Origin of the sequence: Streptomyces auratus, from assembly GCF_050433025.1 — a bacterium.
Lineage (GTDB): Bacteria > Actinomycetota > Actinomycetes > Streptomycetales > Streptomycetaceae > Streptomyces > Streptomyces sioyaensis.
Map to the genome: position 1 here is coordinate 3,428,079 of NZ_JBNGCB010000001.1, position 26,612 is coordinate 3,454,690.

Sequence of the window (26,612 nt, forward strand, 5' to 3'; positions counted from 1 at the left end):
GACCGGGCGCCCCCAGCCACCTGGCCACCCGCCGGCGGTGCCACCACCGTGCGCGCGCCGCCCGGTACGTCGTCGGCGACGACGTACCGGGCGGCGGGGGTATCGGACGGCCCATATACGCATGGTCGGGGCACCCGACCGGGTCCGCAGGTCGAGCGCGCCGGCCTGGCCCGCCGGCGCCGGCGCGGGTCACCCCGGCGCCGGTCAGCGGCGCCCCGAGGCAGGCCTTACAGCAGCCCGTCCCACATCTGCTCCAGCAGCACCGACCACCAGGTCTCCGGCGAGCCCAGGGCGGGCGGGTCCAGCGCGACCAGCTGTGCCTGGAAGTCGACGGTCCAGCGGCCCGCCTGCTCCGGTGTCAGCCCGTACCGCAGCCGCCACATCCGCCCCAGCATCGCCAGCGCGCGCACGAACTCCGGTAGCCCGGAGTTCACGAACTGCGGCGTCGCCGGCGCACCGCCCGGCCCGGCCTCCATCGGCACCGCCACGATGTGCGCGGTCCCGTACTGCACACACAGCTGACGGCCGAAGTCGTTGCCCATCACCAGATAGGAACCGGCGTCCGAGGCAGGCTGCACCATGCGCTCGGCGGCCAGCTCCGCCAGCGTCGGCACCGGGCGGCCCGGCTGCGCCTGCGCCCAGAAGAACGGCCCGAAGTCGACCGGCAGTCCGGCCCACACCAGCATCTGGGCCACCACATCGGGCACCCCCTGCCGCGAGACCGCCCGCTGCTCGAAACGGAAGATCCCCTGCGGCCCGAAGGCCTGCTCCAGCTCCTGCCCGATCATCTGCGGCGGCACCGGCGGTATCGGCTGTACCTGCGCGGGGTGCGGCAACGGCACCCGTACCGGCGCCGGCCGCGCCGGACCGTCCGCGACCTGGTGCAACTCGCCCTGGTGCTCGACGAGATGCCGTACGCCCTGCTGCCGCGAGGCGTGGTCGCGGCCGTACGCGGCGGTGTGGCTGATCCGCACCTGTGGCCAGTTGTCCCGGATCATCCGGGCGCAGTAACCGCCCGGCAGATCACAGCACTCCAGCTCGGTGTGCAGCTCCAGCACCTGCTGCGGCGGCACGTTCAGCGCGCGCAGCTCGTGCAGCAACTGCCACTCCGGATGCGGCGTACCGGGCGCCGAGCGGCGCACGATCTTCTGCTCGGAGCCGTCCGGCGCGCGATAGCTCAGGACGGCCATGTAGCCGGGGCCGACGGTCGGCTGACCGCTGGGCGCCTGCGGGTAGCCGTACGCACCGGGGCCGCCGGAACCCTGGCCACCGGCGGCCGGCGCACCGGCGCCGTGCGCACCGTGCGGGGCCGGCGGCGGGCCGGGCGGGGCCGTGGGCACGCCCGGCGGGGGCACGCCCGGACCGGCCGCCGGCGGCATCCCGGGCACGCCCGGCGCACCGGGGCCGCCCGGGCCGACGGACAGCGCGGCGCCGTCGGCGAGCATCGTGGCCGCGGCATGCACCCCGCCACCCGCGGCGGGCGGGGCCGGCGGCGGGGGCGGACCACCCTGAGCACCGGGGCCCTGACCACCCGCGGACGCGCCGGGCTTCCCGGACGCGCCGGGCTTCCCGGGCGGCCCGGGCGGCTTGGGCGCGCCCGGCACCCCCGGAGGGGGCGGCGGCACACCGGGGCCGCCGGCCGCGCCCGGGCCGCCCGCGGCGCCGAGGCCGGCCTGCAGGGACGCACCGTCGGCGAGCATCGTCGCGGCGGCATGCACCCCGCCGGAGCGGGGGCCGCCGGCGGCGGGGGAACCCGTGTCACCGGGGGCCCCGGCACCGTCGGGCGTCCCCGCCCCGTCCGGCCCGTCCACCGCGCTGAGATCCACGTCCGCCGCGTCCAGCTGCGACACCAGCTGCGTCGGGATGTAACCACCGGCCGGGGCACCGGACGCGCCGGGGCCGGACGCCGCCGGTCCGCCGGTCGGGGGCACCTCGGCCCGGGGGGCCTCCGCCGCCTGCTGCGGTGCACCGCCCCGGCGCGCGCCGGGGGGACCGGGAGGCGGCGGCGGGCCCGCGGCGGCGTTACCGGGCAGCGCCGAGCCGTCGGCCAGCATCGTCGCGGCGGCATGCACCCCGCCGCCCGCGGGCGGTGCGGGCGGCGCCGGCGGAGCGGGGACGCCCGGTCCCGCCGCCGCGGCCGTACCGGCGCCCGGCGGGGGCGGGACATCGGCGACCGGCGGACCGGACGGCGGCGGCAGCGCGGACAGCCCCGCGGCGGCCGGCGGCGCGGTGGGCATCGGCGGCGGCAGCGCACCGCCGTCGGGCCCGCCGGCCGGGCGCGGCCGCCCCGCCGGATCGCCGTCGGCCCCGGACCCGTCCGGCAGCTCCAGCGCGGGCGCGACCTGCGTACGCGGCAACTGGCTTCCGCCCTGGAGCAGTTCGGTCTTGGCCTCCGGGCGGGCCCGCGGCACCGAGGGGGTGTCGTCCGTCTCGTCGAACGCGGCCAGCGGCGGGGCGAAGACCGTCTGGGGCAGCCCCACCGAGCGGTCCTCGGCCCCCGCGCCGTGCGTCGTGTCCGTCCCGGCCCATGGGGCCGGCGCACCGGAACCGGGCGAGCCGGCACCCGTGTCCGGGCCCGCACCGTCCCGGGCGGGCCCGCCGTCGGCGGCGTTGACGTTCACCTCGGCCCAGGCGTCCGCGGGCGGCGCAGCGGGCGGCGGCGTCGGGACCGCGCCCGCGGCCCCCGTGCTTCCCGCCCCCGTCCGGTCCGCGCGCCCCCGCGCGTCCGCCGCCTCCTGGAGCCACTCCGGCGGCGTCAGCAGAAACGAGGTGGCTTCCAGATCGATCCGCTGTGGCGGCTCCGGCGCGGCGTACCCGCCGTCCGCAGGGGCGCCGTAGTGCTCCTCGTAACGCCGGATCACCTCGCCCACCGGAAGCCCCGGCCACAGCGTGGTCTCCCCGCTGTCCCGTGCGATCACCAGCCGGGCCCGGCCGCCGCCCGTCGACGGCCCGGCCTCCCGGTCCTCGGCCCAGACCACGAAGCCCAGGTCGAACTCCCGTACCTGGACGGCACGGTGAAGGTGCGGCGGCACCTCGCCGTTCACCCACTGCTCCGCGCGCTCCTGCGCCTGCGCGAACGTCACCACCGTGCTCAGCCCCCCACCGCAACCTGGTACGCGAAACCGCCGTCGACCATCAGGTTGGCCACGGTCTCCAGCTCCGGCGGATCGCCCGCCAGCCGGAGCAGAAAGTCGTCGAAGTCCGCGCCGCACGGCAACAGCAGCCGCTCCACCCGCTCCTGCACCGTCCAGCCGTCCTGATCCCGGGCATCGTCGTACGGGCAGAACCACACCGAACCGAGCGCCTCGCCGCGCACCTTCACCGCGACCACACCGCCCTGCACGAACGCCACCCCCAGATAGTCCTTGGTGAAGTGGTCCCGCAGGCACTTGTTCACATAGACCAGATCGTTGACCGCCGCGTCGTCGCGCACCGTGAAGAACGGCTGGTCGACCAGGAGCCCCAACTCCGCGTCGAGCGCCGTGCCCACCGGCGCGCACCCGCCCGCCGCCTTCAGGAACGCGCGGTACGCCTCCGGCAGCCGGTAGCCCAACGACTCCTCGGCCTGCGCCAGCTGCTCCTCACCCACCGACAGATCGCGGTGCGGCAGCCCGAAATGGGCCGGCCGGGTCTCCTGCAACGGCCGGGTGCCGCGCCGGTCGTGCGCCACCGCGGCCGTCGCCAGCCCGCCGTGATGCCGCAACAGCGCCTTCACCTCGACCGGGACCAGCTCCATCCGCCGGGTGCCGGCCACGTGGTGCCAGGTCCAGCCGTGCGGTGTCGCCACCGCCGGCACATCTATCCACAGCTCGTGCCCCTGCGCGTGCAGCGCGGCATTCGCCGAGACGTAGTCCGTCAGGCGCAGCTCGTCGACGCCGAAGCCCTCCGGCGGCTCGGCGATCTCCGCTGCGGCGCGCGCATACGGCGTGAACTCCGGGAAACCGCGCTCGTCCATCCGCACCCCGGCCGGGTACCGCGCGGCGCGGACCGGGTCCGGGAAATGCACGACCTGTCCGGCATAGGCCGTATTCGGTGGCGCGGCATGTCCCGCCGCGCGGGGGCCGGGGAGTGCCCCCAGCCCTTGCCGACCTGTCGTCATCGCGGTTGCCCCCTGGCTGAAGCTGGCTTTGCAGCACAGCCTAAGCCGTACGGCTCCACCCTCCACTGCCCCCGTCCCCCACACGTCAGCCCGGCGACACACCGACGTCACCCGCCGCCCCACCACCCCCGAGCCCCCCGCGCACCACCCCGCCGACCAGCCTCGTTTCCTCGCGGCCGACGCCCCGTCAGCTCCTCGTGAGATCATCGACAGGGCGCCCGACTACCACAACACCCAGCACATTTGGCAGGCTGACCCTCCCCCACCTTGGGCGGGGGGACCCCCAGTACCACGGGGATTCGGGGAGGGAAAGCACCACCATGAGCACCACTGCACGCCACCACAACTCAGCCGGCGACCCCCGCATCGGCTGGAGCGGCACCGCCGACACCCATCGCGCGCCCGCCCTCCACCACCGCCGCGACGGCATCCTCCCCACCATCGGCGCCGCCCTGTCAGTACGCGGACAAACCCTCACCTGCACCGCGAGCAAGGCGGAACAGCCGCCCACGCTCCACCCCCTGGTCCAGGATTTCCTCGACACCCTCGCCACCGCACAGCGCGAACGTTTTACCGGGCGCTGCCCCGAAGCGGTCCTGCTCTCCCGCCACCTCACCGCCGTCGAGGCCAACCGCGGCAAGCGCGCCTCCCGCAAGCCCCTGACCAACGGCGAGGCCCGCCGCTCCCTGAAACACTCCAAGATCACCGCACGCCACATCCGCGAGGACGGCGATCCCCAGCACGGCAGTTACGCCCCGCCCTGCCGCTCCTGCGACGCCCTCCTCGCCCACTTCGGCGTCATGCCCATCGGCGCGACGCCCACAGGAAGCTGACCGTCACCATGCCGACCACCCCCGGCCCGCGCACCGCCGCCCACGACCGCGGCGACTCCACCCGTTTCCCCGCCGCCGTCGACGTCGCCCTCCAGGACGCCGGCTGGCGCCCGGGCCGCTGGGACATAAAGCAGGCGGAACACTGGGCCGACACCCTGCGCGCCCACACCTCGCCCGCGGGCCACCGCCACACCGTCTTCCCCGCCGCCGTCGAGGCCTGGGCCGAATTCGGCGGTCTGCACATCAACGGCCCCGGGCCCGGCCGCCATATCGCGCCCGCCCCCTTCGTGCTCGATCCCCTGCACGGCCTCCACCTCGCCCGCACCCTCGGCGACCTCGGCCGCGCCCTGGAGACCGATGTGGCCCCGCTCGGCCGCGAGGAGCTCACCGGCCCCGACGGCACCACCTACGGCCAGGCCACCCTCGCCATCGACGCCGAGGGCCGCATCTACAGCCTCGACCACACCGGTGACTGGTACCTGGGGCCCGACCTCGACACCGCGCTGGGGATGCTGGTGCTGGGGAGCCGGCCCACGCGGCTGGCGCCGCACGCGGTTGCGGCCGAGTGAGCCGGCTCCGGCGTGCTCAGGCCGCCACCCGGGCCGCCGGCAGCACCGCCGACACCCGGAAGCCGCCGGCCTCGGTCGGGCCGGAGACGAACACGCCGCCCAGCGCCGTCACCCGCTCCCGCATCCCCACCAGGCCGTTGCCACCGCTCGGCAGCCCGGCACCGGCCGCGTCGCTCTCGCCGGGGCCGTTCTCCACCTGGACCGCGAGCTCGCCGTCCCGGTGCGCCAGCCGCACCCGCGCCTGCGCACCCGGCGCATGCTTGTGCACATTGGTGAGCGCTTCCTGGACCACCCGATAGACGGTCCGCTCCACGCGCGCCGCATACCGGCGCCCGGCATCGACCGCCGGCACCTCCGCATCGATCTCGGCGGCCTCGGCTTCCTCGGCGGCCTCGGCGGCGTCGCTCACCAGCAGCTCGACGACCATCCCGGCCGCCCGGGACTGCCCCACCAGATCCGCCAGCTCCGCGAGGCAGGGCCCCTCGACCTCCGCCTCCCCCGCCCGCTGCTCCGGGACCGGCGCCCCACCGGATGACGGCCCGGCGGACGAGGACTCCGCCGCGGCCCCGACCCCGGACAGCTCCGCGGGCCGTTCCCGCTCCGTCGCCTTCGCGTCCGTCGCCTTCGCGCCGACCCGGGAAGCCACTGCGGCCAGCCGCTCGGGCGCACCCGACGCCGAAGCGCCCCGCACCGCCGCCCCCTCGGCCGTACGCAGCACCCCCAGCATCTCCCGCAGCTCGGTCAGCGCCTGGCGTCCCATGTCGCCGACCAGCCCCGCGTTCCGCGACGCCTTCTCCGGGTCCTTCAACGCCACCGCCTGCAGCGCGGCTGCATGCACCACCATCAGGCTCACCCGGTGCGCGACCACGTCGTGCATCTCGCGCGCGATGCGGGTGCGCTCCTCGTTACGGGCCCACTCGGCCCGCTCCTCGGCGCGGTCGGCCAGCAGCGACAGCTCCCGCTCCAGACCGTCGGCCCGCTCCCGCAGGCTCTCCACCAGCCGCCGCCGGGCCCCGATGTACAGGCCCCACAGCACCGGCGGGGCCGTCAGCAGCAGCCCCATCGCCACCGAGAGCGCCGGCGCGAACCACACCGGCGGATGGAAGTCCTGCTGCTCGGCCATCTCCTGCTGCACGTTGAGGTACGTCGTCACCAACGTCCCCACCACCGTCATCCCCGCCAGCAACGCGGTGATCCGGCGCGGCACATCCGACGCGGCGAGCGTGTACAGCCCCACCACGCCCAGCATTCCGCCCATCTCGGCGGGCATCACGGCGATCGAGACCAGCACCACCGCCACCGGCCACCGCCGGCGCACCAACAGCACCGACCCCGCCAGCAGACCCAGCAGCAGCCCGAGCAGTTCGGGCAGCTGCGCCTCGTCCGCGAAGCTGGTTCCTTCGGCCACACACTCCAGCGCGGATGCCGCCGCCAGAAACACATCCAGTACGGCACTCCGCCGCCGGGCCCACCACCACGGCCCGCTCTCCGGCGCACCCCGCGCGCCCACGCCTTCTTCACTTGCCCCCGTCGCGGTCATGCCGACCAGCCTACGGGCGCCCGTGCGGGATCCCCCTAGGAGTTGCGCAGCCCATTACCAGGCCTTACCCCCGGAATTCCCGCGAACTATAAAATCACGCGCATTTCGACACCCCTGGCACGTCCGCCCCGTATGCTCGCGCGCCACCCTGCTCCCGCACCCCCTCGCCTCGCCGCGCACAGCGGCAACCCGGAGGGGATCATGGCCGCCCGGTGATCCGGCTGCGGCGAACTGAAGCGCTATACCGTCGCATCGGAGGCGGGCGGTACGGCATAGTGTGGGAGGCCGAGCGACCGGACCGGTGCACTGTCCGGTGTGGTTCGCCCTACCATCCCCTGTGGTGTAATTGGCAGCACTGAGGCTTTTGGTGCCTTATGTCCGGGTTCGAGTCCTGGCAGGGGAGCACACACATAGCAGGCAATTTCCGGGTCCTGACCACCACGTCAGGACCCGCACGCGTTTCGGCTGCAATACGCACCGGTATCCTTCGGGTGACCACCACCCGAAGTAGCCAAGAAGCCGAAGGGCATCCCCGTGAGCGCCAACCGCCCGGCAGCCGTCGTCGTTCTCGCAGCGGGTGAGGGCACCCGCATGAAGTCGGCGACCCCCAAGGTCCTGCACGCCCTCTGCGGCCGCTCCCTCGTCGGACATGTCGTCGCCGCCTCCCGCGAGCTGGACCCCGAACACCTCGTCGTGGTCGTCGGCCACGCCCGTGAGCAGGTGCGGGCCCATCTCGCCGAGGCCGACCCCGCCGTACGCACCGCCGTGCAGCACGAGCAGAACGGCACCGGCCATGCGGTCCGTACGGCGCTGGAGGAGCTGAGCCAGAGCGGTGTCGCCCTCGACGGCACCGTGATCGTGGTCTGCGGCGACACCCCGCTGCTGACCGGCGAGACCCTCAAGCAGCTCAGCGACACCCACGCCACGGACGGCAACGCCGTGACCGTCCTCACGGCCGAGGTCCCGGACGCCACCGGCTACGGCCGCATCGTGCGCGAGGCGGGCCACGGCGCGGTGACGGCGATCGTCGAGCACAAGGACGCCACCGACACCCAGCGGGCCATCCGAGAGATCAACTCCGGGGTGTTCGCCTTCGACGCCCGGCTGCTCGTGGACGCCCTGGGCAAGGTGCGGACGGACAACAGCCAGGGCGAGGAGTACCTCACCGATGTGCTGGGGATCGTCCGCGAGGCCGGGCACCGCGTGGGCGCCGCGGTGGCCGCCGATCACCGCGAGATCCTCGGGATCAACAACCGGGTACAGCTGGCCCAGGCGCGTGCGCTGCTGAACGAGCGGCTGCTGGAGCGGGCGATGCTCGCCGGCGTGACGGTGGTGGACCCGGCGTCGACCTGGGTGGACGTATCGGTGACGTTCGAGCCGGACGCCACGGTGCACCCGGGGACCCAGCTGCTGGGCACCACGCACCTCGCCACCGGTGCCGAGGTGGGCCCGCATTCGCGGCTGACGGACACGTCGGTGGGCGCGGGCGCGGTGGCCTCTTTCACGGTCGCGGAGGGTGCGCGGATCGGCGAGGGCGCGAATGTCGGCCCCTATGCATATCTGCGGCCGGGGACGGATCTTGGTCCGAAGTCGAAGGCCGGCACGTACGTGGAGATGAAGAACGCCACGATCGGCGAGGGCACAAAGGTTCCGCATCTGTCCTATGTGGGAGATGCCACGATCGGCGAGTACACCAATATCGGTGCGGCGAGCGTCTTTGTGAACTACGACGGTGAAGCGAAGCATCACACCACGGTCGGATCACATTGCAAGACGGGTTCGGACAACATGTTTGTGGCTCCCGTCACGATCGGGGACGGCGCTTATACGGCAGCCGGCTCGGTCATCACCAAGGATGTGCCCCCGGGTTCGCTGGCGGTCGCGCGTGGCCAGCAGCGGAATATCGAGGGCTGGGTCGCGCGCAAGCGGCCCGGAAGCGCCGCCGCGCAGGCGGCTTCGGCCGCTCGTCAGGAATCCGAGGGCGAGCGGTGATCGTGCAAGGGGTGCGCCGTGCGGGGCGTACCTTTGATGAGCGCACGCAAACTGTGATTCGAGGAGATTTGCTGTGACCGGGATCAAGACGACCGGCGAGAAGAAGCTGATGCTCTTCTCCGGCCGCGCCCACCCCGAGCTTGCCGAGGAGGTCGCGCACCAGCTGGGTGTGGGCCTGGTCCCGACGAAGGCTTTCGACTTCGCCAATGGCGAGATCTACGTCCGCTATCAGGAATCGGCACGTGGCGCGGACTGCTTTTTGATTCAGAGCCACACCGCTCCGATCAATAAGTGGATCATGGAACAGCTGATCATGATCGATGCGCTGAAGCGGGCTTCGGCCCGCAGCATCACCGTGGTCGTGCCGTTCTACGGCTATGCGCGGCAGGACAAGAAGCACCGCGGCCGGGAGCCGATTTCGGCGCGGCTGATCGCGGATCTGATGAAGACCGCGGGCGCGGACCGTGTGGTGACCGTGGATCTGCACACGGACCAGATCATGGGCTTCTTCGACGGCCCGGTGGACCACCTCTTCGCGCTGCCGGTCCTCGCGGACTACGTGGGCGCGAAGGTGGACCGCGACAAGCTCACGGTGGTCTCGCCGGACGCCGGCCGGGTACGGGTCGCCGACCGCTGGTGCGACCGGCTGGGTGCGCCGCTGGCGATCGTGCACAAGCGGCGCGACAAGGACGTGGCGAACCAGGTCACCGTCCACGAGGTCGTCGGCGATGTGAAGGACCGGGTGTGCGTCCTGGTCGACGACATGATCGACACCGGTGGCACGATCTGCGCCGCGGCGGACGCGCTGTTCGCCAACGGTGCGTCGGACGTGATCGTGACGGCGACGCACGGTGTGCTCTCGGGCCCGGCCGCGGACCGGCTGAAGAATTCGAAGGTCAGCGAGTTCGTCTTCACCAACACCCTGCCGACGCCGTCGGAGCTGGAGCTGGACAAGATCACGGTGCTGTCGATGGCGCCGACGATCGCCCGGGCGCTCCGTGAGGTGTTCGAGGACGGCTCGGTGACGAGCCTCTTCGAGGAGCAGTGAGCGGGCCGGTGCGCTAGCCGGCACTGATCGACTTTGGGGCGGCCTCCCGGCCGGGTAGACTCATCGAGTTGCTCGGCGAGGGAGGCCGCCCTTTGTGGTGGCTGTCCGTTATCGACGCGCTCTTCGTAGCAGGTCTGTCGTGGGCCGGGTGACGCCCACCAGATGTTTCTGCGATACGAGGAGTGCTGTTATGGCTGAGGTCAAGCTTGCCGCCCAGGTCCGTACCGACTTCGGTAAGGGTGCCGCCCGTCGTGCGCGCCGCGCCGACCTGGTTCCGGCCGTCGTCTACGGCCACGGCGCGGAGCCGCAGCACGTGGCGATCCACAACCACGCGCTGATGATGGCGCTGAAGACGCCGAACGCCCTGATCCGCCTGGAGTTCGACGGCAAGAGCGCGCTGGTCATCCCCAAGGCCGTGCAGCGTGAGGCGATCCGCCAGTTCCTGGTCCACGTGGACTTCCTCGCCGTGAAGAAGGGCGAGAAGGTCTCCGTCGAGATCCCGATCCACGTCGAGGGCGACCTCGCCCCGGGCCAGCTCGTGCTGGAGCACGTCCTGAACACCCTGCCGGTCGAGGCCGAGGCCACCCACATCCCGGAGTCGGTCACCGTCTCCGTCGAGGGCCTGGACGCGGGTTCCTCGGTGCTGGCCAAGGACATCGTCCTGCCGTCCGGTTCCTCGCTGGCCGTCGAGGACGACGCCGTCGTGGTGCAGGTCATCGCCGCGCAGGCCGAGGCGCCGGCCGAGGAGGCCGCCGAGGGTGGCGAAGAGGCCGCCGAGGCCTGAGTCGCCTCTGCTGGGTAGATTTCTCAGCGAGTCGTCCAACCGCTGCCGCGTGCCTTTGGGTGCGGGGCGGCGGTTGGCCTGTTTCATGGGCAATTGCGGTCGGGGCCGGCGGCGGTCGGCGGGATGTGGGAGTGACGGAAATGTCGGACGCGGATCCGTGGCTGGTCGTGGGGCTGGGTAATCCGGGCCCGGAGTATGCGGGAAATCGCCACAACGTGGGGTTCATGGTGGCGGATTTGCTGGCGGAGCGGATGGGGGGCCGTTTCAAGGCGCACAAGGCGCGGGCGCAGGTGGTGGAGGGCCGCTGCGGTGCGCCGGGGCCGGGAAGCCGGCGGGTGGTGGTGGCGAAGCCGTCGTCGTACATGAATGTGTCGGGCGGGCCGACCACCGCACTCCGGGATTTCTACAAGGTGCCGGTCGCCAACATCATTGCCATTCATGATGAGTTGGATATCGATTACGGTGCGCTGCGGCTGAAGCTGGGCGGCGGTGACAACGGTCACAACGGTCTGAAGTCGATCACGAAATCCCTGGGCGCGGAGTATCACCGGGTGCGGTTCGGTATCGGGCGTCCGCCGGGCCGTATGCAGGTGGCGGATTTCGTGCTGAAGGACTTTTCCTCGGCGGAGCGGCGCGAACTGGATTACTTCGTGGACCGCGCCGCGGATGCGGTGGAAACGTTGATCGTGGACGGTCTGGAACGGGCGCAGAGTACGTACAACTCCTGAATGGGACAGCGGGGGTCAGGCGCTGACGAACCGTTGTCGGAGGTTGACCGGGCGCTGGTGCATGGCCAAGGATCGCCGCCATGCCCAAAAGCAGCACGCGCACCCGTTCGGTCAGACGCAGTCGTACCCGCCGGGTCGGTGAGAGCGCCTATGGGGCGCTGCTCGTCGCCCGGATCGTCGTGATGGGTCTGCTGGCCTCGCTGCTGCTGGTGGCGGGGGTGTGGACGTCATGGCACACGGCGCAGTACGCGATGCTCGTCAAGGCGCGGGAGCGCGGGATGATGACGGTCTCGGCGTGTGCGGGTAAGCAGTGCACCGGGCCGTACCGGCCGACGGGCGGTGACGGCAAACGGCGGGCGAAGGTGTCGATCGCACAGGCGGCCGCGCCCGCCAAGGGCGAGCAGGTCGAGGTGACCGTCGAGCCGGGCACGACCCATGCGGTGCGGACCGGGCCGGCCGGGATTCTGCATGCGTGGGTGCCGTTCGCCGGGGCGCTGCTGCTGGCGGCGCTGGTGGTGGCCGGAGGCATGCGGCTGCGGCGTACGGCGTGGGTGATGGGCCTGCTGGGGGCGGTGTTGCTGGGCGCGGCCTTCGCGGCGATGTAGGGCACGGGGCAGATACGACGGCGGCCCGTCCTCTCCGGTGAGAGGACGGGCCGCCGTCGTGTACCGGGCCGGCCGGGTCAGCCGGTGTTGCGCAGACCGGCCGCGACACCGTTGACGGTGAGCAGCAGCGCACGGGCGAGGACCGGGTCCGGCTCCTCGCCGCGCTCGGCGGCGGTCCGCTGGCGGTGCAGCAGCGAGACCTGGAGGTAGGAGATCGGGTCCAGGTAGGCGTCGCGGATGTGGAAGGTCTGCTGAAGGACCTCGTTGGAGTCGAGCAGCTGCTTCTCGCCGGTGACGCGCAGGACCTCGGCGACGGTGAGCTCGTGCTCGGCCTTGATGTGCTCGAAGACGTGCTTGAGCTCGTCGGGGACGAGGGTGTCGACGTAGTGCTGGGCGATCCGCAGATCCGTCTTGGCCAGCGTCATGGCGACGTTGGCCAGGAAGTTGCGGAAGAAGTGCCAGTGCTCGTGCATCTCGTCCAGCACGCTGTCGAGTCCGGCCTCACGGGCGGCCTTGAGGCCGGTGCCGACGCCGTACCAGCCCGGGACGATCTGGCGGGACTGGGTCCAGCCGAAGACCCACGGGATGGCGCGCAGTCCGTCGAGACCGGCGCCGGAGTCGGGGCGGCGGGACGGGCGCGAGCCGAGGTGGAGCTCGGCGAGCTGGTCGACGGGGGTGGAGGCGAAGAAGTACGCGGGCAGGTCCGGGTCCTCGACCAGCCGGCGGTAGGAGCCGTGCGCGGCCTCGGAGACCGTCTCCATGGCCGCGTCCCAGCGCGCCAGCGCCTCGTCGGACTGCCGGGGGGCGGTGTGCAGGGCGGAGGCCTGGAGGGTGGCCGCGACCGTCAGCTCCAGGTTTTCCCGGGCCAGCGACGGCACCAGGTACTTGTCGGAGATGACCTCGCCCTGCTCGGTGACCTTGATCTCGCCTTCGAGGGTGCCGTAGGGCTGGGCGAGGATCGCGTCGTGGGAGGGGCCGCCGCCGCGGCCGACGGTGCCGCCGCGGCCGTGGAAGAGGCGCAGCCGGACGCCGTGCCGGTGGGCGACGTCGCGCAGCAGGCGCTGGGCGCGGTGGATCTCCCACTGGGAGGTGGTGATGCCGCCGAACTTGGAGGAGTCGGAGTAGCCGAGCATGACCTCCTGCACGTCGCCGCGCAGGGCGACCAGGCGCCGGTAGGAGGGGTCGGCGAGCATCTCGTCGAGCAGCTGGTCGGCGATCTTCAGCTCGTCGGTGGTCTCCAGCAGCGGCACGATGCCGATCTTGGCCCAGCCGGCGTGCAGGTCGATCAGACCGGCCTCACGGGCGAGGACGGTGGCGGCGAAGACGTCGTCGGAGCCCTGGCACATCGAGATGATGTAGGACTCGATGACCTCGGGGCCGAAGGTCTCCTTGGCCCGCAGGATGGTGCGGAAGACCCCGAGGGTCTTGGCGCCGGCCTCGTCGAGCGGGGCGGGGGTGGGAGCCAGCGGGCGGCGCGAGCGCAGTTCCTTGGCGAGGAGCTTGCGGCGGTAGTCGCGCGGCATGTCCACATAGCGCCAGGACTCCTCGCCGAGACGGTCGAAGAGCTGGCCGAGGGCGTGGTGGTGGGCGTCGGCGTGCTCGCGGACGTCCATGGTGGCGAGCTGCAGACCGAAGGCGGCGATGGTGCGCAGGGTGCGCTCCAGGCGGCCGTCGGCGACCAGACCGCCGCGGTGTGCGCGCAGCGAGGTCTGGATCAGGGCGAGATCGTCGAGGAGCTCCGGGGTGCCGAGGTAGTCGCGGCCGGGGACGTGCGGGGTGTCGCCGGCCAGCCGCTCGCGCGTGTTGACGAGCTTCTGCCGGATGCAGGTGGCCTTGAGGCGGTAGGGCTCTTCGCTGTTCAGCCGCTTGTAACGGGGGCTGATCTCGGGCAGCAGATCGAGGTCGCGCTGGAGGGACTCCAGCAGCTCGTCGGTGGCTCCGCAGTTGCGGATGGAGTTAGACAGCGCGCCGCGCAGCTCGTCGACGTGCTCCAGCGCGTCGGTGATGCCGTGCTCGTGCTGGAGGAGCAGGACGTCCCAGGTGACCTGCGGGGTGACGTTGGGGTTGCCGTCGCGGTCGCCGCCGATCCAGGTGCCGAAGGTGAGCGGGCGGGTGTCGGCGGGCAGCTCGGCGCCGGCCCGCTCCAGCTCGGCGGCGAGGTCTTCGAGGACGTCGCCGACGGCGCCGCGGCCCAGCTCGTCGAGGTAGTAGATGGCGTTACGGGCCTCGTCGGTGGGCTCGGGCCGGGCGACGCGCAGCTCGTCGGTCTGCCAGATGAGGTCGATGTTCTCGGCCAGGCGGAGGTCGGCGCGGCGGCGCTCGCTGCCGTCGGCGATCTCCAGCAGCTCGGCGACCTTGCGGAGCTTGGTCAGGACGGAGCGGCGAGCGGCCTCGGTGGGGTGCGCCGTGAAGACGGGGCGTACGCCGAGGTTGCGGGCGGTGTCCTTCAGGTGCCCGGGGTCGGCGTCCTTCAGCATGTCGGCGGTGCGGGCCAGGATGCTGCCCTCGGCGGCGCGCCGGGCGGCGAGCTCGCGGCCGCGGTGGACCTGCTCGGTGACGTTCGCGAGGTGGAAGTACGTGGAGAAGGCGCGCACCAGCTTGGCGGCGGTGGCCAGGTCGGTGTCGCCCAGGAGCCGGGCTGCCGCTTCGCCGTCCTCGCGGGTCAGGGCGCGTACCCGCTCGACGAGGTCGAGCAGGTCCTGCCCTTCCTGGCGGACAAGGGTCTCGCCGAGGAGGTCGCCGAGACGGCGGATGTCGGCACGCAGGGCGATGTTGTCGCTCGGGCCGGCGTCCAGGCTCTCAGCGGTCGCGGTCTCGGCCGGAGTGTGGTCGGCACTGCTCACAGGTGCGGCTCCTTGCAGCGATCAGGGACGTCGCGCCGCGGCTCTGGCATGAGGGGTGGCGGGCGACGAATGGGCTGGTCTGATGCGGGCGTGTGCGGACCGCGCTGTCCGACGTCCCCAGGATAGGTCTGCCCAGCTTCCAGGAATCACACCGTCCGCTTAGTGGGCATCTGCCGCGGCACCGGCAGGTGTGGCGCCTGTCACGGCCTTGCCCGTGACGGTGTCACTGCCATACTTACGAAACCGTAGGTTACGGTTCCGTAGCCGTAGCCGTGCCCCCGAGCCCCCGACGAGGGACACCATGACCGCTGGTCCTGAAGCCGTAGAAGATCCCCCGATTCCTGCCGATCCGTCCGTCGCCGGTGCCGGTGCGCCGTCCGCGACGCTGGGCGGCGAGCAGCGCAGATCGCTCGAACAGATCGCCCTGCTGCTCTTCATCACCGTCCCGTTCGTGGCGCTGCTCGCCGCGGTGCCGCTGGCCTGGGGCTGGGGGGTGAGCTGGCTGGACCTGGCGCTGATGACAGCGATGTACTACATCGGCTGCCACGGCATCACGATCGGCTACCACCGCTACTTCACCCATGGTGCGTTCAAGGCGAAGCGCCCGCTGCGGATCGCGCTCGCGATCATGGGGTCGCTGGCCGTGGAGGGGCCGCTGGTGCGCTGGGTGGCCGACCACCGCAAGCACCACAAGTTCTCCGACGCCGAGGGCGACCCGCACTCCCCGTGGCGCTTCGGCGAGACGGTGCCCGCCCTGATGAAGGGGCTGTGGTGGGCGCACATCGGCTGGATGTTCGACGAGGAGCAGACCTCGCAGCAGAAGTACGCGCCGGACCTGGTCAAGGACGATTCGATCCGGATGGTCTCCCGCCAGTTCGTCCTGTGGACAGCGGTGTCGCTGCTGATCCCGCCGCTGGTGGGGGGCCTGGCCACCTGGTCCTGGCAGGGCGCGCTGACCGCGTTCTTCTGGGGTTCCCTGGTCCGGGTCGCGCTGCTGCATCACGTCACGTGGTCGATCAACTCCATCTGCCACGCGGTCGGCAAGCGCCCCTTCAAGTCCCGCGACCGCTCGGGCAACGTCTGGTGGCTGGCCGTCCTGTCCTGCGGTGAGTCCTGGCACAACCTGCACCACGCGGACCCGACCTGCGCCCGGCACGGCGTGCTGAAGGGGCAGGTCGATTCCAGCGCCCGGCTCATCCGCTGGTTCGAGAAGGCGGGCTGGGCGTACGACGTCCGCTGGCCGGACACCGCCCGGCTCGCGGCCCGGCGCGCGGCGGCTACCGCCGGGGGTACCTCCCAGCGGTAACCAGGGAAGGCATGATTGACGGGTGGCGATCGACAACAGCAGCGCGAGCAACAGCAAGGGCAAGCCCTCCCCGGCTCCGGCGACCCGACGGGCCCGCAGGGTCCGGATGACCGGGGCGGAGCGCCGGGAGCAGCTGCTGGACATCGGTCGCACGCTCTTCGCCGAGCGGGGCTACGAGGGCACATCGGTGGAGGAGATCGCGGCGAAGGCCGGGGTCTCCAAGCCGGTCGTCTACGAGCACTTCGGCGGCAAGGAGGGCCTGTACGCGGTGGTCGTGGACCGCGAGATGCGGCAGCTGCTGGACATGGTGACCGGTGCACTGACCGCCGGCCACCCCCGCGAACTCCTGGAGCAGGCGGCCTTCGCGCTGCTCGACTACATCGAGACCTTCACCGACGGTTTCCGCATCCTGGTCCGCGATTCCCCCGTGGCCCAGTCGACGGGCACCTTCGCCTCCCTGATCAGCGATATCGCCACCCAGGTCGAGGACATCCTGGGCCTGGAATTCAAGGCCCGCGGCTTCGACCCGAAGCTGGCGCCGCTGTACGCCCAGGCCCTCGTCGGCATGGTCGCCCTGACCGGCCAGTGGTGGGTGGACACCCGCAAGCCGAAGAAGGCCGAGGTGGCGGCCCATCTGGTGAATCTGGCCTGGCACGGCCTGGGCAATCTGGAGGCCCGGCCACGGCTGATAGGGCATCGCAAGAACTGAGGACCGCGGACGGGCCCGGCCTGCGGGTCAGGCCTGCTCAGCCGTGGTGCGTCGGCTCCAGGAACTCCAGCCGGTTGCCGGCCGGGTCGACGGAGTAGAAACGGCGGTGGCCCGGGAGGGCGTCGTCCCAGGTGACGGCGGCCCCGGCGGCGGTCAGGCGGGCGGCGAAGGCGTCGATGCCCTGGACGCGGATGCCGGGGTGGGCCTTGCGAGAGGGGCGGAAATCCGGCTCGATGCCCAGGTGCAGCCGGGCCGTACCGGCCTCGAACCACCACCCGCCGCGTGCCGCGAGCGCCGCCGGCTTGGGGACCTCTGTCATGCCGAGGAGGTCCGCGTAATAGGCCCGCAGGGCGTCTTCGATGCCGGGTGGTGCGGCGAGCTGGATGTGGTCGAGGCCGGTGATCACGGCGTCACCTCGGGGGAGAGAAGGGGCGGCGGGCGTCAGCCGTCAGCCGGTTTGCGGGCCACCGCGAAGATGCGGCGGAAGGGGAAGACGGTGCCGTGGGCGCCGGTGGGGTAGGCCTTGCGCAGGGCGTCGCGGTATTCGGCGAGGAAGGCCTCGCGGGTGTCCGGATCGTTCTCCAGCGCGGTCAGCACGGGGCGCAGCGCGGTGCCCTTGACCCAGTCGAGGATCGGGTCCTCGCCCTCCAGGAGCTGGACGTAGGTGGTCTCCCACACGTCGGTGGCGCAGCCGAGGTCGGCGAGGCGTTCCAGGTAGTCGGCCGGTTCGAGGATGTGCACGAAGCGACGGCCGTGGGTGGTGAGCCGCTCGCGCCACTGCGGGGAGTCGCACAGCTCGCCGAGGAGGGCGTGGCTGGGCGAGGTGAAATTGCCGGGGACCTGGAAGGCGAAGGTGCCGCCGGGGGTGAGCGCGTCGATCCAGCGGGCAAAGGAATCGGGGTGGTTGGGGACCCACTGCAGTGCCGCGTTGGAGACGATCAGGTCGTAGGTCTCCTCGGGTGCCCAGTCGGTGGCGTCGGCGGGGGCGAAGTCGAGGTGGCCGCCGCCCGGGGTGGGGCCGGCGTGGGCCTCGGCCTCCTTGAGCATCTCCGGGGAGTTGTCGTATCCGGTGATGTGCGCGTCCGGCCAGCGGGCGGCGAGCAGGGTGGTGACGTTGCCCGGGCCGCAGCCGAGGTCGGCGATGCGGGCGGGGCGCTCGGGCCGGGGCAGGTCCGATATCCGGGCGAGGAGGTCCAGGAAGGGGCGGGTCCGGTGCCCGGAGTGGCGGAGATATTGCTGTGGATCCCAGGTTGGTGCGTCGTGCATGGTTCGAAACCCCTTCGCTGGTGCAGGGCAGGCACAATCTGGCACGGTCTGGTTCGGGCCGTCTCGGCCGGAAACCGGGTCCCCGCCGACGATGCCCATAGTCCAGCGAAATATATCTCGACGTCAAGAGACTTCATGTCGACAGACCCTCTACACTGATCGTCATGGAGGACGAGGTCGACCGACTGGTCGCAGCATGGCGCCGCGAGCGCCCGGACCTCGACGTGGAGCCGCTTGAGGTCCTCAGCCGCGTCTCCAGGCTGGCCAGGCATCTCGACCGGGCCCGCCGGATCGCCTTCGCCGAGGTCGGCCTGGAGCCCTGGGAATTCGACGTACTCACCGCGCTGCGGCGCGCCGGTGCGCCCTATCAGCTCTCCCCCGGGGCGCTGTTGACGCAGACCCTGGTCACCTCGGGGACGATGACCAACCGCATCGACCGGCTGGCCAAAAAGGACCTCGTCGAGCGGCTGCCCGACCCCAGTGACCGGCGCGGAGTGCTGGTCAGACTGACCGCGGCGGGCCGAGACAAGGCCGACCGGTCACTGGCCGGACTGCTGATCCAGGAGCGCGCCATCCTCGCCGAGCTCTCCCGCGAGCAGCGCGGCGAACTGGCCGGGCTGCTGCGGCGGTTGACCGGTCCGTTCGACAACATTCCCGGCTAGCCGGCCGGTCCGTTCGGCTGTATTCCCCGGCGATATCGGGCGCATTCCGGGCCGAGCGGCCGACTTTTCCTCTCCCTCCGTGGCCGATTTCTTTCGTGTACGGGCGAGCGACGGCGACTCCCGGCCAGGCGCGCGGGCGCTGCCGGCGGGGCCGCGGAGCCGACCGGCGGGCGCCCGCGGAGGCGGCTCGACACCGGCGCACGACGGGAGGGCATTCGCGTAACTGATGGTGCGTCAGAGGTTCACGTGCGCCCCCTAGTTCTGCGCACGCCCCCTTGCGCCGCGTCCCCTTGCCCGCCGCTCGGCCGGTGGGCTTGGATCGCGCCATGAGCCAGCAGCGCGCACCGCATCCGTCGAACGGCCCGTACGGCAGGCGGTTCGAGGGCCGTACGGTCCTGGTGACCGGCGCCGCCGCCGGGATCGGGGCGGCCACCGCCGACCGGCTGGCGGCCGAGGGCGCCGGCGTCCTGCTGCTGGACATCGACGACGCACGCGGCGAGCACACCGCCCGCCGCATCCGGGCGGCCGGCGGTCATGCCTCGTACGAGCACTGCGATGTGGCGGTCGAGGACGACTGGCGGCGGGCCGTCGAGGCGGCCCGGCGGCGCTACGGCCCGGTGGACGGGCTGGTCAGCAACGCCTTTCTGCGGAATGTGGCGGCCGCCGGCGACACCCCGCTCCCGGAATGGGACCGGCAGCTCGCGGTCAATCTCACCGGCTCGTTCCTCGGGGTGCGCGCCGCCCTGGAGGATCTGCGGGCGCGCGGCGGCGCGGTGGTGCTGACCTCGTCCGTGCATGCGCTGGTCGGGCTGCCGGGGCGGCCCGCGTATGCCGCGGCCAAGGCCGGGCTGACCGGGCTCGGGCGCCAGCTGGCCGTCGAGTACGGGCCCGCGATGCGGGTCAACTGCGTGCTGCCGGGCCCCGTGCTGACGGCGGCCTGGGACGGTATCGGCGAGGAGGAACGGCAGGCCAGCGCCGCGCAGACGGCGGCTAGGCGGCTGGGGCGGCCGGAGGAGGTCGCCGCCGCCATCGCCTTTCTGCTCTCCCCCGAGGCGTCCTTCGTCACCGGCGCGAGCCTCGTCGTCGACGGCGGCTGGAGCGTGTACAAGAACTCTTCTTGAACCGGGCGGCGGGGCCGCGCGCCCCGCCCGAGCTTCGACGCAGGAGGTCCGATGGGCATCCGATTCGGCGGCGACTACAACCCCGAGCAGTGGCCCGAGGAGGTGTGGGCCGAGGATCTGAAGCTGATGAAGGCGGCCCATGTCACCATGGTCACCGCCGGGATCTTCTCCTGGGCGAAGGCCGAACCCCGGCCCGGGGAATGGGACTTCGGCTGGTTCGACCGCGTCATGGACGGGCTGGCGGGCGCCGGGATCGCCGTCTGCCTGGCGACCATGACTGCCTCACCGCCGCCCTGGCTCTCCCGCGCGCACCCCGGGATGCTGCCCGAGGACGCCGACGGCCGGCGCCGCTGGCCCGGCGGCCGGCAGCACTACTGCCCCTCCAGCCCCGTCTACCGCGCCCACGCCGTACGCCTCGTCGAACAGCTCGCCGCCCGCTACGCCGGCCATCCGGCGCTCGCCATGTGGCACGTCGGCAACGAATACGGGTGCCACACCCGCCAGTGCTACTGCGAAGTGTCGGCCGAGGACTTCCGACGCTGGCTGCGCGCCCGCTACGGCGGCATCGAGGCGCTGAACGCCGCCTGGTCGACGGCCTTCTGGTCGCAGGCGTACGGCGACTTCGACGAGGTGCTGCCGCCCCGCACCGCCCCCACCTTCCCCAACCCCGCACAGCAGCTGGACTATCTGCGCTTCGGCGACGAGGCCCTCCGCGCCTGCTATCTGGCCGAGAAGGCCGTACTGGAGCGCGTCACGCCCGAGGTGCCGGTCACCACCAACCTGATGCCGCAGCACAAGCCCGTCGACGCGTTCGCCTGGGCCCCGCACATGGACGCGATGGCGCTGGACTTCTACCAGGACCCGTATGTGCCCGACGACCACATCCGGGCGGGCTACGTCTTCGACCTGATGCGCTCGGCCCGCGGCGGGCAGCCCTGGATGCTGCTGGAACAGGCGCCGGGCGCCGTCAACTGGCGTCCCCGCAACGGCCCCAAGCCGCCCGGCGCGATGCGGCTGTGGAGCTGGCAGGCGGTCGCCCAGGGCGCGGATGCGGTGCTGTATTTCCAGTGGCGGCAGTCGCTGGGCGGCGCGGAGAAGTTCCACTCGGCGATGCTGCCGCACGGCGGCACCGACACCCGGATCTTCCGTGAAGTGGCCCAGCTGGGAAGGGAGTTGGCGACACTGCCGGACATCGAGGGGACCCGGTCGCGGGCAGCGGTGGCGCTGCTGTCGGACTGGCCCAGCTGGTGGGCGCTGGAGCTGGACTCCAAACCGTCGACCGCGCTGGACCACTCCCGGATCGCGCTGGACCACTACCGGCCGCTCTTCGAGGCGGGCGTGGCCTGCGATGTGGTGCCGCCGCAGCGCGAACTGTCCGGCTACCGGCTGGTTGTGGCGCCCAACCTGTATCTGCTCACCGCGTCCGACGCCCGGCGGCTGGCCGCTTATGTCCACGCCGGCGGGCAGCTGCTGGTGTCCTTCTTCTCCGGGATCGTCGACGAACACGACCGGGTGCACCCCGGGGGCTATCCGGCGCCGCTGCGGGAGTTGCTGGGGCTGCGGGTGGAGGAGTTCTGGCCGCTGGACGCGGGGCGGTCGGTGGCGATCGGCGGTGAGGGTACCTCCCTACTCGACCGGAGTGGAGAGCTTGGGGGAACCTACACGGGGCGGGCGGACCTGTGGTCGGAGGCCATCGATCTCGAAGGGGCCGAGGCGCTGGCCCGCTTCACGGAGGGCGACCTCGCCGGGCGGCCCGCGGTGACCCGGCACGCCTACGGGCGGGGCACGGCCTGGTACGTCGGCACCCGGCTCGAAGCGGCGCTGATGCGGGCCCTGCTGGACGACGTACGGGAGGCTGCGGGGGTGCGGCCCGTACTGTCGGGGCTGCCGGCCGGTGTGCAGGCCACTGTGCGCGAGGGTGCCGACGGGCGGTACCTCTTCCTGCTCAACCACGGGGCGGCGGCCGTCGAGGTGGCGCTGCCCGAGCCGATGCGGGACGCCCTGGCGGCCGGGGCGGCGGACAGGACGGCGGACAGGACCGTGAACCGGGTCGTCCTGGCGGCCCGGGGCGTGGCCGTGCTGACGGACGTCTGACGGGGAACACCACCCGGTGCCAGGAATACCGCCCCCGGCCCGCCACGTTGGGCCCCGCAGGGGGCGATCGTGTCCCCTACGGGATGTGTTCGCCCACCCCCTACGGCACCGGCACCGAAGCCGCCGCCTCCAGCTCGACCGGGCCGACGCCGGCCCGGCGGGCCAGAGCCACCGCGGCGAGGGTGGAGTGCACCCCGAGCTTGCCGAGCACGTTCTGCATATGGGTGCGGACCGTGTGCGGGGAGAGGAACAGCCGCTCGGCGACCGCCTTGCGGCCCAGGCCCGCCACCATGCAGCGCAGCACCTCGCGTTCGCGCGGGGTCAGCGACTCCACCAGCCGCTCGCTCTCCGAGCGGTGCTTGCGCGCGGCCGTCAACTCCCGCAGCACACCGGTCAGCAGCGCGGGCGGCAGATGCGTTTCATCACGCAGCACGCCGCGGATCACGGCGAGCAGCCGGGAGAGCGAACAGTCCTTGGCGACCCAGCCGGAGGCCCCGGCCTGCAGGGCGGCGGCCGCGCGGCGCGGGTCGTCGCGGTCGGCGAGGACGACGGTGCGCAGATACGGATGGCTGGTGCGCAGGCCGGAGACCAGCGCGATGCCGTCCCGCGGGCAGGCGCGCGGCACGCTCTCGCGCAGCGGCGCCGGCGACTGCGGCGGCACCGCCAGCAGCGGCGCGGTGAGGTCGGCGTCGGCGAGCAGCACGTCGAAGCGGCGGCCGTCGGTGGCCGCGCGGTCCAGATTGCGCAGCGCCGCGGGAGCGCTGCCCGCGGCCGCGACGTCCACGTCCTGCTCCGCGGCGAGCGCGGCCGCCAGGGATTCGGCGAAGATGCGGTGGTCGTCGACCACCAGAACCCGGATGCGTTGCACAGAGACCCCCTGTCCCGGTGAACGGACCATAGCGGGCACGACGCCCGGATTGAAGATCGCCTCAGCCGCACGGCCGCCGCCGCGCCGGCTTCGCCACCCCACCCCGGGCGTCGTACCCGAACGGTCTCGCCCCCTGATCGACACCGGCCCCCACCGGTGCAGGATCTCAGCGTACGGACGGGGTGCGGCGAGGGAAGGTGATTGACGAAACTGCTTGCCCCGACGGGCCGTTCGGCAGCCGTCGGGCGGCCGCGCGCCGCCCGGCACGCCCTACTCGATGCGGTGCGCCCCCGCGCCGGGAACGGCCTCGAAGATCCGCGGCCGGGCATGGCCGGCCGCCGCGAACGCCTCGGTGACGGCCGCACCGACGGCCGTGGCGTCCGCCTCCTCGACCAGCACGATCGCCGAGCCGCCGAAGCCGCCGCCGGTCATCCGGGCCCCGAGGGCGCCCGCCGCCAGCGCGGTGTCGACGGCGAGATCGAGTTCGCGACAGGAGATCTTGAAGTCGTCGCGGAGCGAGGCGTGACCGGCCGTCAGCAGCGGGCCGATGGCTCGGGGGCGGCCCGCGTCGAGGTGGGCGACGACCTCTTCGACGCGGTGGTTCTCGGTGACGATGTGCCGGACGAGGGCCTGGACGACGGGATCGCCGGCCAACTCGGCGAGGGCCTCGGGCAGATGCGCGTACGGCACCTCACGCAGGGCCCGCACTCCGAGCGCCCGCGCGCCACGCTCACATCCGGCGCGCCGCTCGGCATATGCGCCGTCGCCCAGCTCGTGCTGCACCCGGGTGTCCACGACGAGGAGCCGCAGCCCCTCCCCCGCCAGGTCGAACGGGATCTGCCGCCGGGTGAGATCGCGGGTGTCCAGGAACAGGGCGTGGCCCGCGGTGCAGCAGGCCGCGGCGGTCTGGTCCATGATCCCGCAGGGCACCCCGACGAAGGCGTTCTCGGCCCGCTGGGCGAGCTGCGCCAGCCGCTGCGGCTCCTGACCGAGCGCATAAAGATCGTTGAGGGCGAGCGCGGTGGCGACCTCCAGGGCGGCGGAGGAGGAGAGTCCGGCTCCGGTGGGCACCGTGCTCTCGAAGTGCAGATCCGCACCGCCGAGGGGCAGGCCGGCCTCCTGCATCGCCCAGACGACACCGGCCGGATACGCGGCCCAGCCCCCGCTGCGCTGCGCTCCGCCCCGGCTTCGCTCCAGCGCCTCGGATGCCGGTCCCGGCGCCGGCCGCAGCTCATCGGTGCGCAGTTCGACGATGCCGCCGTCGGCGCCGCCGGAGTGCAGCCGCAGGACCCCGTCGGTGCGGGCCGAGGCGGCGGCGATCGTGGTGTGCGGGAGGGCCAGTGGCATCACGAAACCGTCGTTGTAATCGGTGTGTTCACCGATCAGGTTGACCCGGCCGGGCGCCGCCCACAGGCCCGTGGGCGCGGCGCCGTACACGGCGGCGAACCGCTCCGCCGTGTGCCGGGCGCGGTGCGCGTGCCCGGTGGCCGGGGTGACGGCTCCGTGCGCGGCCATCAGGACTCCTTCGTCCGGTCGAGGTACTGCGCGAACTGCCAGGCGTCGGCGACGATGCCGGCGAGGTCGGCGCGGCTGGGCCGCCAGCCGAGGCGGTCGATGGCGGTCTGCGCGGAGGCGACCAGTACGGCGGGGTCGCCGGCGCGGCGCGGGGCGGCGATCTCGGGGACGGGGTGGCCGGTGACCTTGCGGACGGTCTCGATGACCTCGCGGACGGAGAAGCCGTTGCCGTTGCCGAGGTTGCAGATCAGATGTTCTCCGGCGCTCGCCGCGTCGAGGGCGAGGAGGTGGGCCTCGGCGAGGTCGGCGACGTGGATGTAGTCGCGTACGCAGGTGCCGTCGGGCGTGGGGTAGTCCTCGCCGTAGACGGAGATCGCCTCGCGCTTGCCCTGGGCGACCTGGAGGACGAGCGGGATGAGGTGCGACTCGGGGTCGTGGCGCTCGCCGCAGGTGCCGTAGGCGCCGGCGACGTTGAAGTAGCGCAGCGAGACGGCGGCCAGGCCGTGCGCGGCGGCCTCGCCGCTGATCATGTGGTCGACGGCGAGCTTGCTGGCACCGTAGGGGCTGGTGGGCGCGGTCTCGGCGGACTCGGTGATCGGGGTGGACGTCGGCTCGCCGTAGGTGGCCGCGGTGGAGGAGAAGACGAGGGTGCGGACCCCGGCATCGCGCATGGCGGCGAGCAGGTCCATGGTGCCGCCGACGTTGTTGCGCCAGTACTTCTCGGGGTCGGCCACCGACTCGCCGACCTGGGAGAAGGCGGCGAAGTGCAGCACCCCGTCGTAGGACGGGTCGAGCCACTGCGCCGCGTCCTGGATGCGGCCCTCAAGGAAGCGGGCTCCGGCGGGGATGCCGTCGCGGTGGCCGGTGGACAGGTCGTCCAGCACGGTGACCTCGTGGCCGGCCTGGAGCAAATGCGCCGCAACCACACTGCCGACATATCCGGCACCGCCCGTGACCAGGTACTTCTTGCTCACTTGCTCGCTACCTCTCGCAGTCGCTCGGCCGCGGCCTCCGGCGGCACATCATTGATGAACACGTTCATGCCGGATTCGGAACCCGCGAGAAACTTCAGCTTGCCGGAAGTGCGGCGAATGGTGAAAAGCTCGAGGTGGAGTGCAAATTCTCCGCGGTGCTCGGCGCGCAGCGGAGCCTGGTGCCAGGCCGCGATGTACGGCGTACGGGCGGTGCGCCCCCCGTCCCCTTCGTCGAAGATCCGGTCGAACCGCCGCAAGACTTCCAGGTAAACCTGTGGGAATTCGGTGCGCGCCGCCTCGTCGAGGGCGAGCAGGTCGGGGACCCGGCGCTTCGGGTAGAGGTGCACCTCGTACGGCCAGTGGGCGGCGTACGGGACGAAGGCCACCCAGTGCGCGCCCTCCAGGACGATGCGGCGGCCGTCGGCCAGCTCCCCGTCGACCACCTCGTCGAAGAGGTTGCCCCCGCCGGTGGCCGTACGGTGCGCCGCGAGCGAGCCGAGCATGCGCGCGGTGCGCGGGGTGACGAAGGGGTAGGCGTAGATCTGGCCGTGCGGATGACCGAGGGTGACGCCGATCTCCTCGCCGCGGTTCTCGAAGCAGAAGACCTGTTCCACGCCCGGGAGTTGGGACAGTTCGGCGGTGCGGTCGGTCCAGGCGTCCAGGACCAGGGCGGCCTGCTCCTCGGTGAGGTCGGCGAAGGAGGCGTCGTGGTCGGAGGTGAAGCAGACCACCTCGCAGCGGCCGCGGTCCCCGGCGAATGAGGGGAAGCGGTTCTCGAAGACCGCGACGTCGTAGTCGTCGGCGGGGATCTCGGAGTGCCGCCCCTCGCGGGAGGGGCACAGCGGGCACTCGTCGGCCGGCGGGTGGTAGGTGCGGGCCTGCCGGTGCGAGGCGATGGCGACCCGGTCGCCGAGCAGGCGGTCCTCGCGGATCTCGGCGGCGGTGGCGACGGGGTCGAGCGGGCGGGGGTCGGGCTCATCGCGTACGGCGTCGTCGCGCAGGTCGTAGTAGATGAGCTCCCGGCCGTCCGCCAGCCGGGTCGTCGTCTTCTTCACG

The 26,612-nt window shown here is 72.5% G+C and carries 22 protein-coding genes and 1 tRNA gene; 13 read left to right on the forward strand and 10 right to left on the reverse strand.

Annotated elements, in window-relative coordinates:
* Window positions 1–227: 227 nt before the first annotated feature.
* Window positions 228–3,086, reverse strand: coding sequence for an SUKH-4 family immunity protein (locus BKA18_RS14685; protein ID WP_366048404.1), 2,859 nt, complete (start codon window positions 3,084–3,086; stop codon window positions 228–230).
* Window positions 3,087–3,091: 5 nt separating this feature from the next.
* Window positions 3,092–4,099: an SMI1/KNR4 family protein gene (locus tag BKA18_RS14690; protein WP_040899078.1), complete on the reverse strand. Its 1,008-nt coding sequence runs from the start codon at window positions 4,097–4,099 to the stop codon at window positions 3,092–3,094.
* A gap of 320 nt (window positions 4,100–4,419) precedes the next feature.
* On the opposite strand from BKA18_RS14690, the gene BKA18_RS14695 reads away from it, so the two are divergent.
* Both BKA18_RS14695 and BKA18_RS14700 read left to right on the forward strand, forming a co-directional pair.
* Window positions 4,420–4,932 carry a YwqJ-related putative deaminase gene (locus tag BKA18_RS14695; protein WP_006605144.1) on the forward strand — a complete coding sequence of 171 codons (513 nt, stop codon included), beginning with the start codon at window positions 4,420–4,422 and terminating at the stop codon, window positions 4,930–4,932.
* Window positions 4,933–4,940: 8 nt separating this feature from the next.
* Window positions 4,941–5,501, forward strand: a complete 561-nt coding sequence (locus tag BKA18_RS14700) for an SUKH-3 domain-containing protein (RefSeq protein ID WP_006605143.1) — start codon at window positions 4,941–4,943, stop codon at window positions 5,499–5,501.
* Between the two features lie 16 nt (window positions 5,502–5,517).
* On the opposite strand, the gene BKA18_RS14705 is transcribed toward BKA18_RS14700, so the two are convergent.
* Window positions 5,518–7,041, reverse strand: a complete 1,524-nt coding sequence (locus tag BKA18_RS14705) for a sensor histidine kinase (protein ID WP_366048403.1) — start codon at window positions 7,039–7,041, stop codon at window positions 5,518–5,520.
* A 331-nt stretch (window positions 7,042–7,372) separates the two neighbouring features.
* On the opposite strand from BKA18_RS14705, the gene BKA18_RS14710 reads away from it, so the two are divergent.
* The 6 genes from BKA18_RS14710 (at window position 7,373) to BKA18_RS14735 (ending at window position 12,198) form a co-directional block, all read left to right on the forward strand.
* A tRNA-Gln gene (locus BKA18_RS14710) sits at window positions 7,373–7,444 on the forward strand.
* Between the two features lie 131 nt (window positions 7,445–7,575).
* Window positions 7,576–9,033 carry a bifunctional UDP-N-acetylglucosamine diphosphorylase/glucosamine-1-phosphate N-acetyltransferase GlmU gene (glmU, locus tag BKA18_RS14715; protein ID WP_366048402.1) on the forward strand — a complete coding sequence of 486 codons (1,458 nt, stop codon included), beginning with the start codon at window positions 7,576–7,578 and terminating at the stop codon, window positions 9,031–9,033.
* A gap of 73 nt (window positions 9,034–9,106) precedes the next feature.
* The gene (locus BKA18_RS14720; protein ID WP_006605140.1) at window positions 9,107–10,081 is read left to right on the forward strand and encodes a ribose-phosphate diphosphokinase; all 975 of its coding nucleotides are present in this window, start codon (window positions 9,107–9,109) and stop codon (window positions 10,079–10,081) included.
* 190 nt (window positions 10,082–10,271) lie between these two features.
* Window positions 10,272–10,865: a 50S ribosomal protein L25/general stress protein Ctc gene (locus tag BKA18_RS14725; RefSeq protein ID WP_006605139.1), complete on the forward strand. Its 594-nt coding sequence runs from the start codon at window positions 10,272–10,274 to the stop codon at window positions 10,863–10,865.
* 140 nt (window positions 10,866–11,005) lie between these two features.
* On the forward strand, window positions 11,006–11,593 hold the full coding sequence (gene pth, locus BKA18_RS14730; RefSeq protein ID WP_096213677.1) for an aminoacyl-tRNA hydrolase: 588 nt from the start codon (window positions 11,006–11,008) through the stop codon (window positions 11,591–11,593).
* Between the two features lie 80 nt (window positions 11,594–11,673).
* Window positions 11,674–12,198, forward strand: coding sequence for a hypothetical protein (locus BKA18_RS14735; RefSeq protein WP_366048401.1), 525 nt, complete (start codon window positions 11,674–11,676; stop codon window positions 12,196–12,198).
* Window positions 12,199–12,275: 77 nt separating this feature from the next.
* Here the strand turns inward: BKA18_RS14735 and ppc are convergent, their stop codons facing one another.
* The gene (ppc, locus tag BKA18_RS14740) at window positions 12,276–15,041 is read right to left on the reverse strand and encodes a phosphoenolpyruvate carboxylase (RefSeq protein ID WP_366048400.1); all 2,766 of its coding nucleotides are present in this window, start codon (window positions 15,039–15,041) and stop codon (window positions 12,276–12,278) included.
* A 301-nt stretch (window positions 15,042–15,342) separates the two neighbouring features.
* Between ppc and BKA18_RS14745 the strand changes: the two genes are divergently transcribed.
* Window positions 15,343–16,347: an acyl-CoA desaturase gene (locus BKA18_RS14745; RefSeq protein ID WP_366048399.1), complete on the forward strand. Its 1,005-nt coding sequence runs from the start codon at window positions 15,343–15,345 to the stop codon at window positions 16,345–16,347.
* 22 nt (window positions 16,348–16,369) lie between these two features.
* Window positions 16,370–17,056, forward strand: coding sequence for a TetR/AcrR family transcriptional regulator (locus tag BKA18_RS14750; protein ID WP_006605134.1), 687 nt, complete (start codon window positions 16,370–16,372; stop codon window positions 17,054–17,056).
* A gap of 37 nt (window positions 17,057–17,093) precedes the next feature.
* Here BKA18_RS14750 and BKA18_RS14755 read toward each other — a convergent pair whose 3' ends face one another.
* Together BKA18_RS14755 and BKA18_RS14760 are read right to left on the reverse strand one after the other, a co-directional pair.
* Window positions 17,094–17,462, reverse strand: a complete 369-nt coding sequence (locus BKA18_RS14755) for a VOC family protein (protein ID WP_366048397.1) — start codon at window positions 17,460–17,462, stop codon at window positions 17,094–17,096.
* A gap of 35 nt (window positions 17,463–17,497) precedes the next feature.
* The gene (locus BKA18_RS14760) at window positions 17,498–18,322 is read right to left on the reverse strand and encodes a trans-aconitate 2-methyltransferase (protein WP_093483613.1); all 825 of its coding nucleotides are present in this window, start codon (window positions 18,320–18,322) and stop codon (window positions 17,498–17,500) included.
* Between the two features lie 164 nt (window positions 18,323–18,486).
* Here BKA18_RS14760 and BKA18_RS14765 point away from each other — a divergent pair, with 164 nt between their 5' ends.
* From BKA18_RS14765 to BKA18_RS14775, 3 genes are all read left to right on the forward strand, one after another.
* Window positions 18,487–18,984, forward strand: a complete 498-nt coding sequence (locus BKA18_RS14765) for a MarR family winged helix-turn-helix transcriptional regulator (protein WP_006605131.1) — start codon at window positions 18,487–18,489, stop codon at window positions 18,982–18,984.
* A gap of 326 nt (window positions 18,985–19,310) precedes the next feature.
* Window positions 19,311–20,105 (forward strand): SDR family NAD(P)-dependent oxidoreductase, encoded by a 795-nt coding sequence (locus BKA18_RS14770; protein ID WP_366048396.1) that lies wholly within the window; start codon window positions 19,311–19,313, stop codon window positions 20,103–20,105.
* Window positions 20,106–20,156: 51 nt separating this feature from the next.
* Window positions 20,157–22,199 (forward strand): beta-galactosidase, encoded by a 2,043-nt coding sequence (locus BKA18_RS14775; RefSeq protein WP_366048395.1) that lies wholly within the window; start codon window positions 20,157–20,159, stop codon window positions 22,197–22,199.
* A 100-nt stretch (window positions 22,200–22,299) separates the two neighbouring features.
* On the opposite strand, the gene BKA18_RS14780 is transcribed toward BKA18_RS14775, so the two are convergent.
* The 4 genes from BKA18_RS14780 to galT all read right to left on the reverse strand — a co-directional run bounded on the left by BKA18_RS14780 (window position 22,300) and on the right by galT (window position 26,611).
* On the reverse strand, window positions 22,300–23,067 hold the full coding sequence (locus tag BKA18_RS14780; protein WP_329150413.1) for a response regulator transcription factor: 768 nt from the start codon (window positions 23,065–23,067) through the stop codon (window positions 22,300–22,302).
* Window positions 23,068–23,337: 270 nt separating this feature from the next.
* A complete protein-coding gene (gene galK / locus BKA18_RS14785) occupies window positions 23,338–24,582 on the reverse strand; it encodes a galactokinase (RefSeq protein ID WP_366048394.1) in 1,245 nt (414 codons plus the stop codon).
* Window positions 24,582–25,556, reverse strand: coding sequence for a UDP-glucose 4-epimerase GalE (gene galE / locus BKA18_RS14790; RefSeq protein WP_366048393.1), 975 nt, complete (start codon window positions 25,554–25,556; stop codon window positions 24,582–24,584). The genes galK and galE overlap by 1 nt, the downstream gene beginning before the upstream one ends.
* A complete protein-coding gene (galT, locus tag BKA18_RS14795; protein WP_366048392.1) occupies window positions 25,553–26,611 on the reverse strand; it encodes a galactose-1-phosphate uridylyltransferase in 1,059 nt (352 codons plus the stop codon). The genes galE and galT overlap by 4 nt, the downstream gene beginning before the upstream one ends.
* Window position 26,612 lies beyond the last annotated feature (1 nt).

What these genes read in the sequence shown, in the direction of transcription:
- BKA18_RS14745 (WP_366048399.1), top strand. Translation starts at nt 15,343, where the DNA reads ATGACCGCTGGTCCTGAAGCCGTAGAAGATCCCCCGATTCCTGCCGAT.
- BKA18_RS14770 (WP_366048396.1), top strand. Translation starts at nt 19,311, where the DNA reads ATGAGCCAGCAGCGCGCACCGCATCCGTCGAACGGCCCGTACGGCAGG.
- pth (WP_096213677.1), top strand. Translation starts at nt 11,006, where the DNA reads ATGTCGGACGCGGATCCGTGGCTGGTCGTGGGGCTGGGTAATCCGGGC.
- BKA18_RS14690 (WP_040899078.1), bottom strand. Translation starts at nt 4,099, where the DNA reads ATGACGACAGGTCGGCAAGGGCTGGGGGCACTCCCCGGCCCCCGCGCG.
- galK (WP_366048394.1), bottom strand. Translation starts at nt 24,582, where the DNA reads ATGGCCGCGCACGGAGCCGTCACCCCGGCCACCGGGCACGCGCACCGC.
- BKA18_RS14695 (WP_006605144.1), top strand. Translation starts at nt 4,420, where the DNA reads ATGAGCACCACTGCACGCCACCACAACTCAGCCGGCGACCCCCGCATC.
- BKA18_RS14775 (WP_366048395.1), top strand. Translation starts at nt 20,157, where the DNA reads ATGGGCATCCGATTCGGCGGCGACTACAACCCCGAGCAGTGGCCCGAG.
- BKA18_RS14700 (WP_006605143.1), top strand. Translation starts at nt 4,941, where the DNA reads ATGCCGACCACCCCCGGCCCGCGCACCGCCGCCCACGACCGCGGCGAC.
- BKA18_RS14725 (WP_006605139.1), top strand. Translation starts at nt 10,272, where the DNA reads ATGGCTGAGGTCAAGCTTGCCGCCCAGGTCCGTACCGACTTCGGTAAG.
- BKA18_RS14705 (WP_366048403.1), bottom strand. Translation starts at nt 7,041, where the DNA reads ATGACCGCGACGGGGGCAAGTGAAGAAGGCGTGGGCGCGCGGGGTGCG.
- BKA18_RS14765 (WP_006605131.1), top strand. Translation starts at nt 18,487, where the DNA reads ATGGAGGACGAGGTCGACCGACTGGTCGCAGCATGGCGCCGCGAGCGC.
- BKA18_RS14760 (WP_093483613.1), bottom strand. Translation starts at nt 18,322, where the DNA reads ATGCACGACGCACCAACCTGGGATCCACAGCAATATCTCCGCCACTCC.
- BKA18_RS14735 (WP_366048401.1), top strand. Translation starts at nt 11,674, where the DNA reads ATGCCCAAAAGCAGCACGCGCACCCGTTCGGTCAGACGCAGTCGTACC.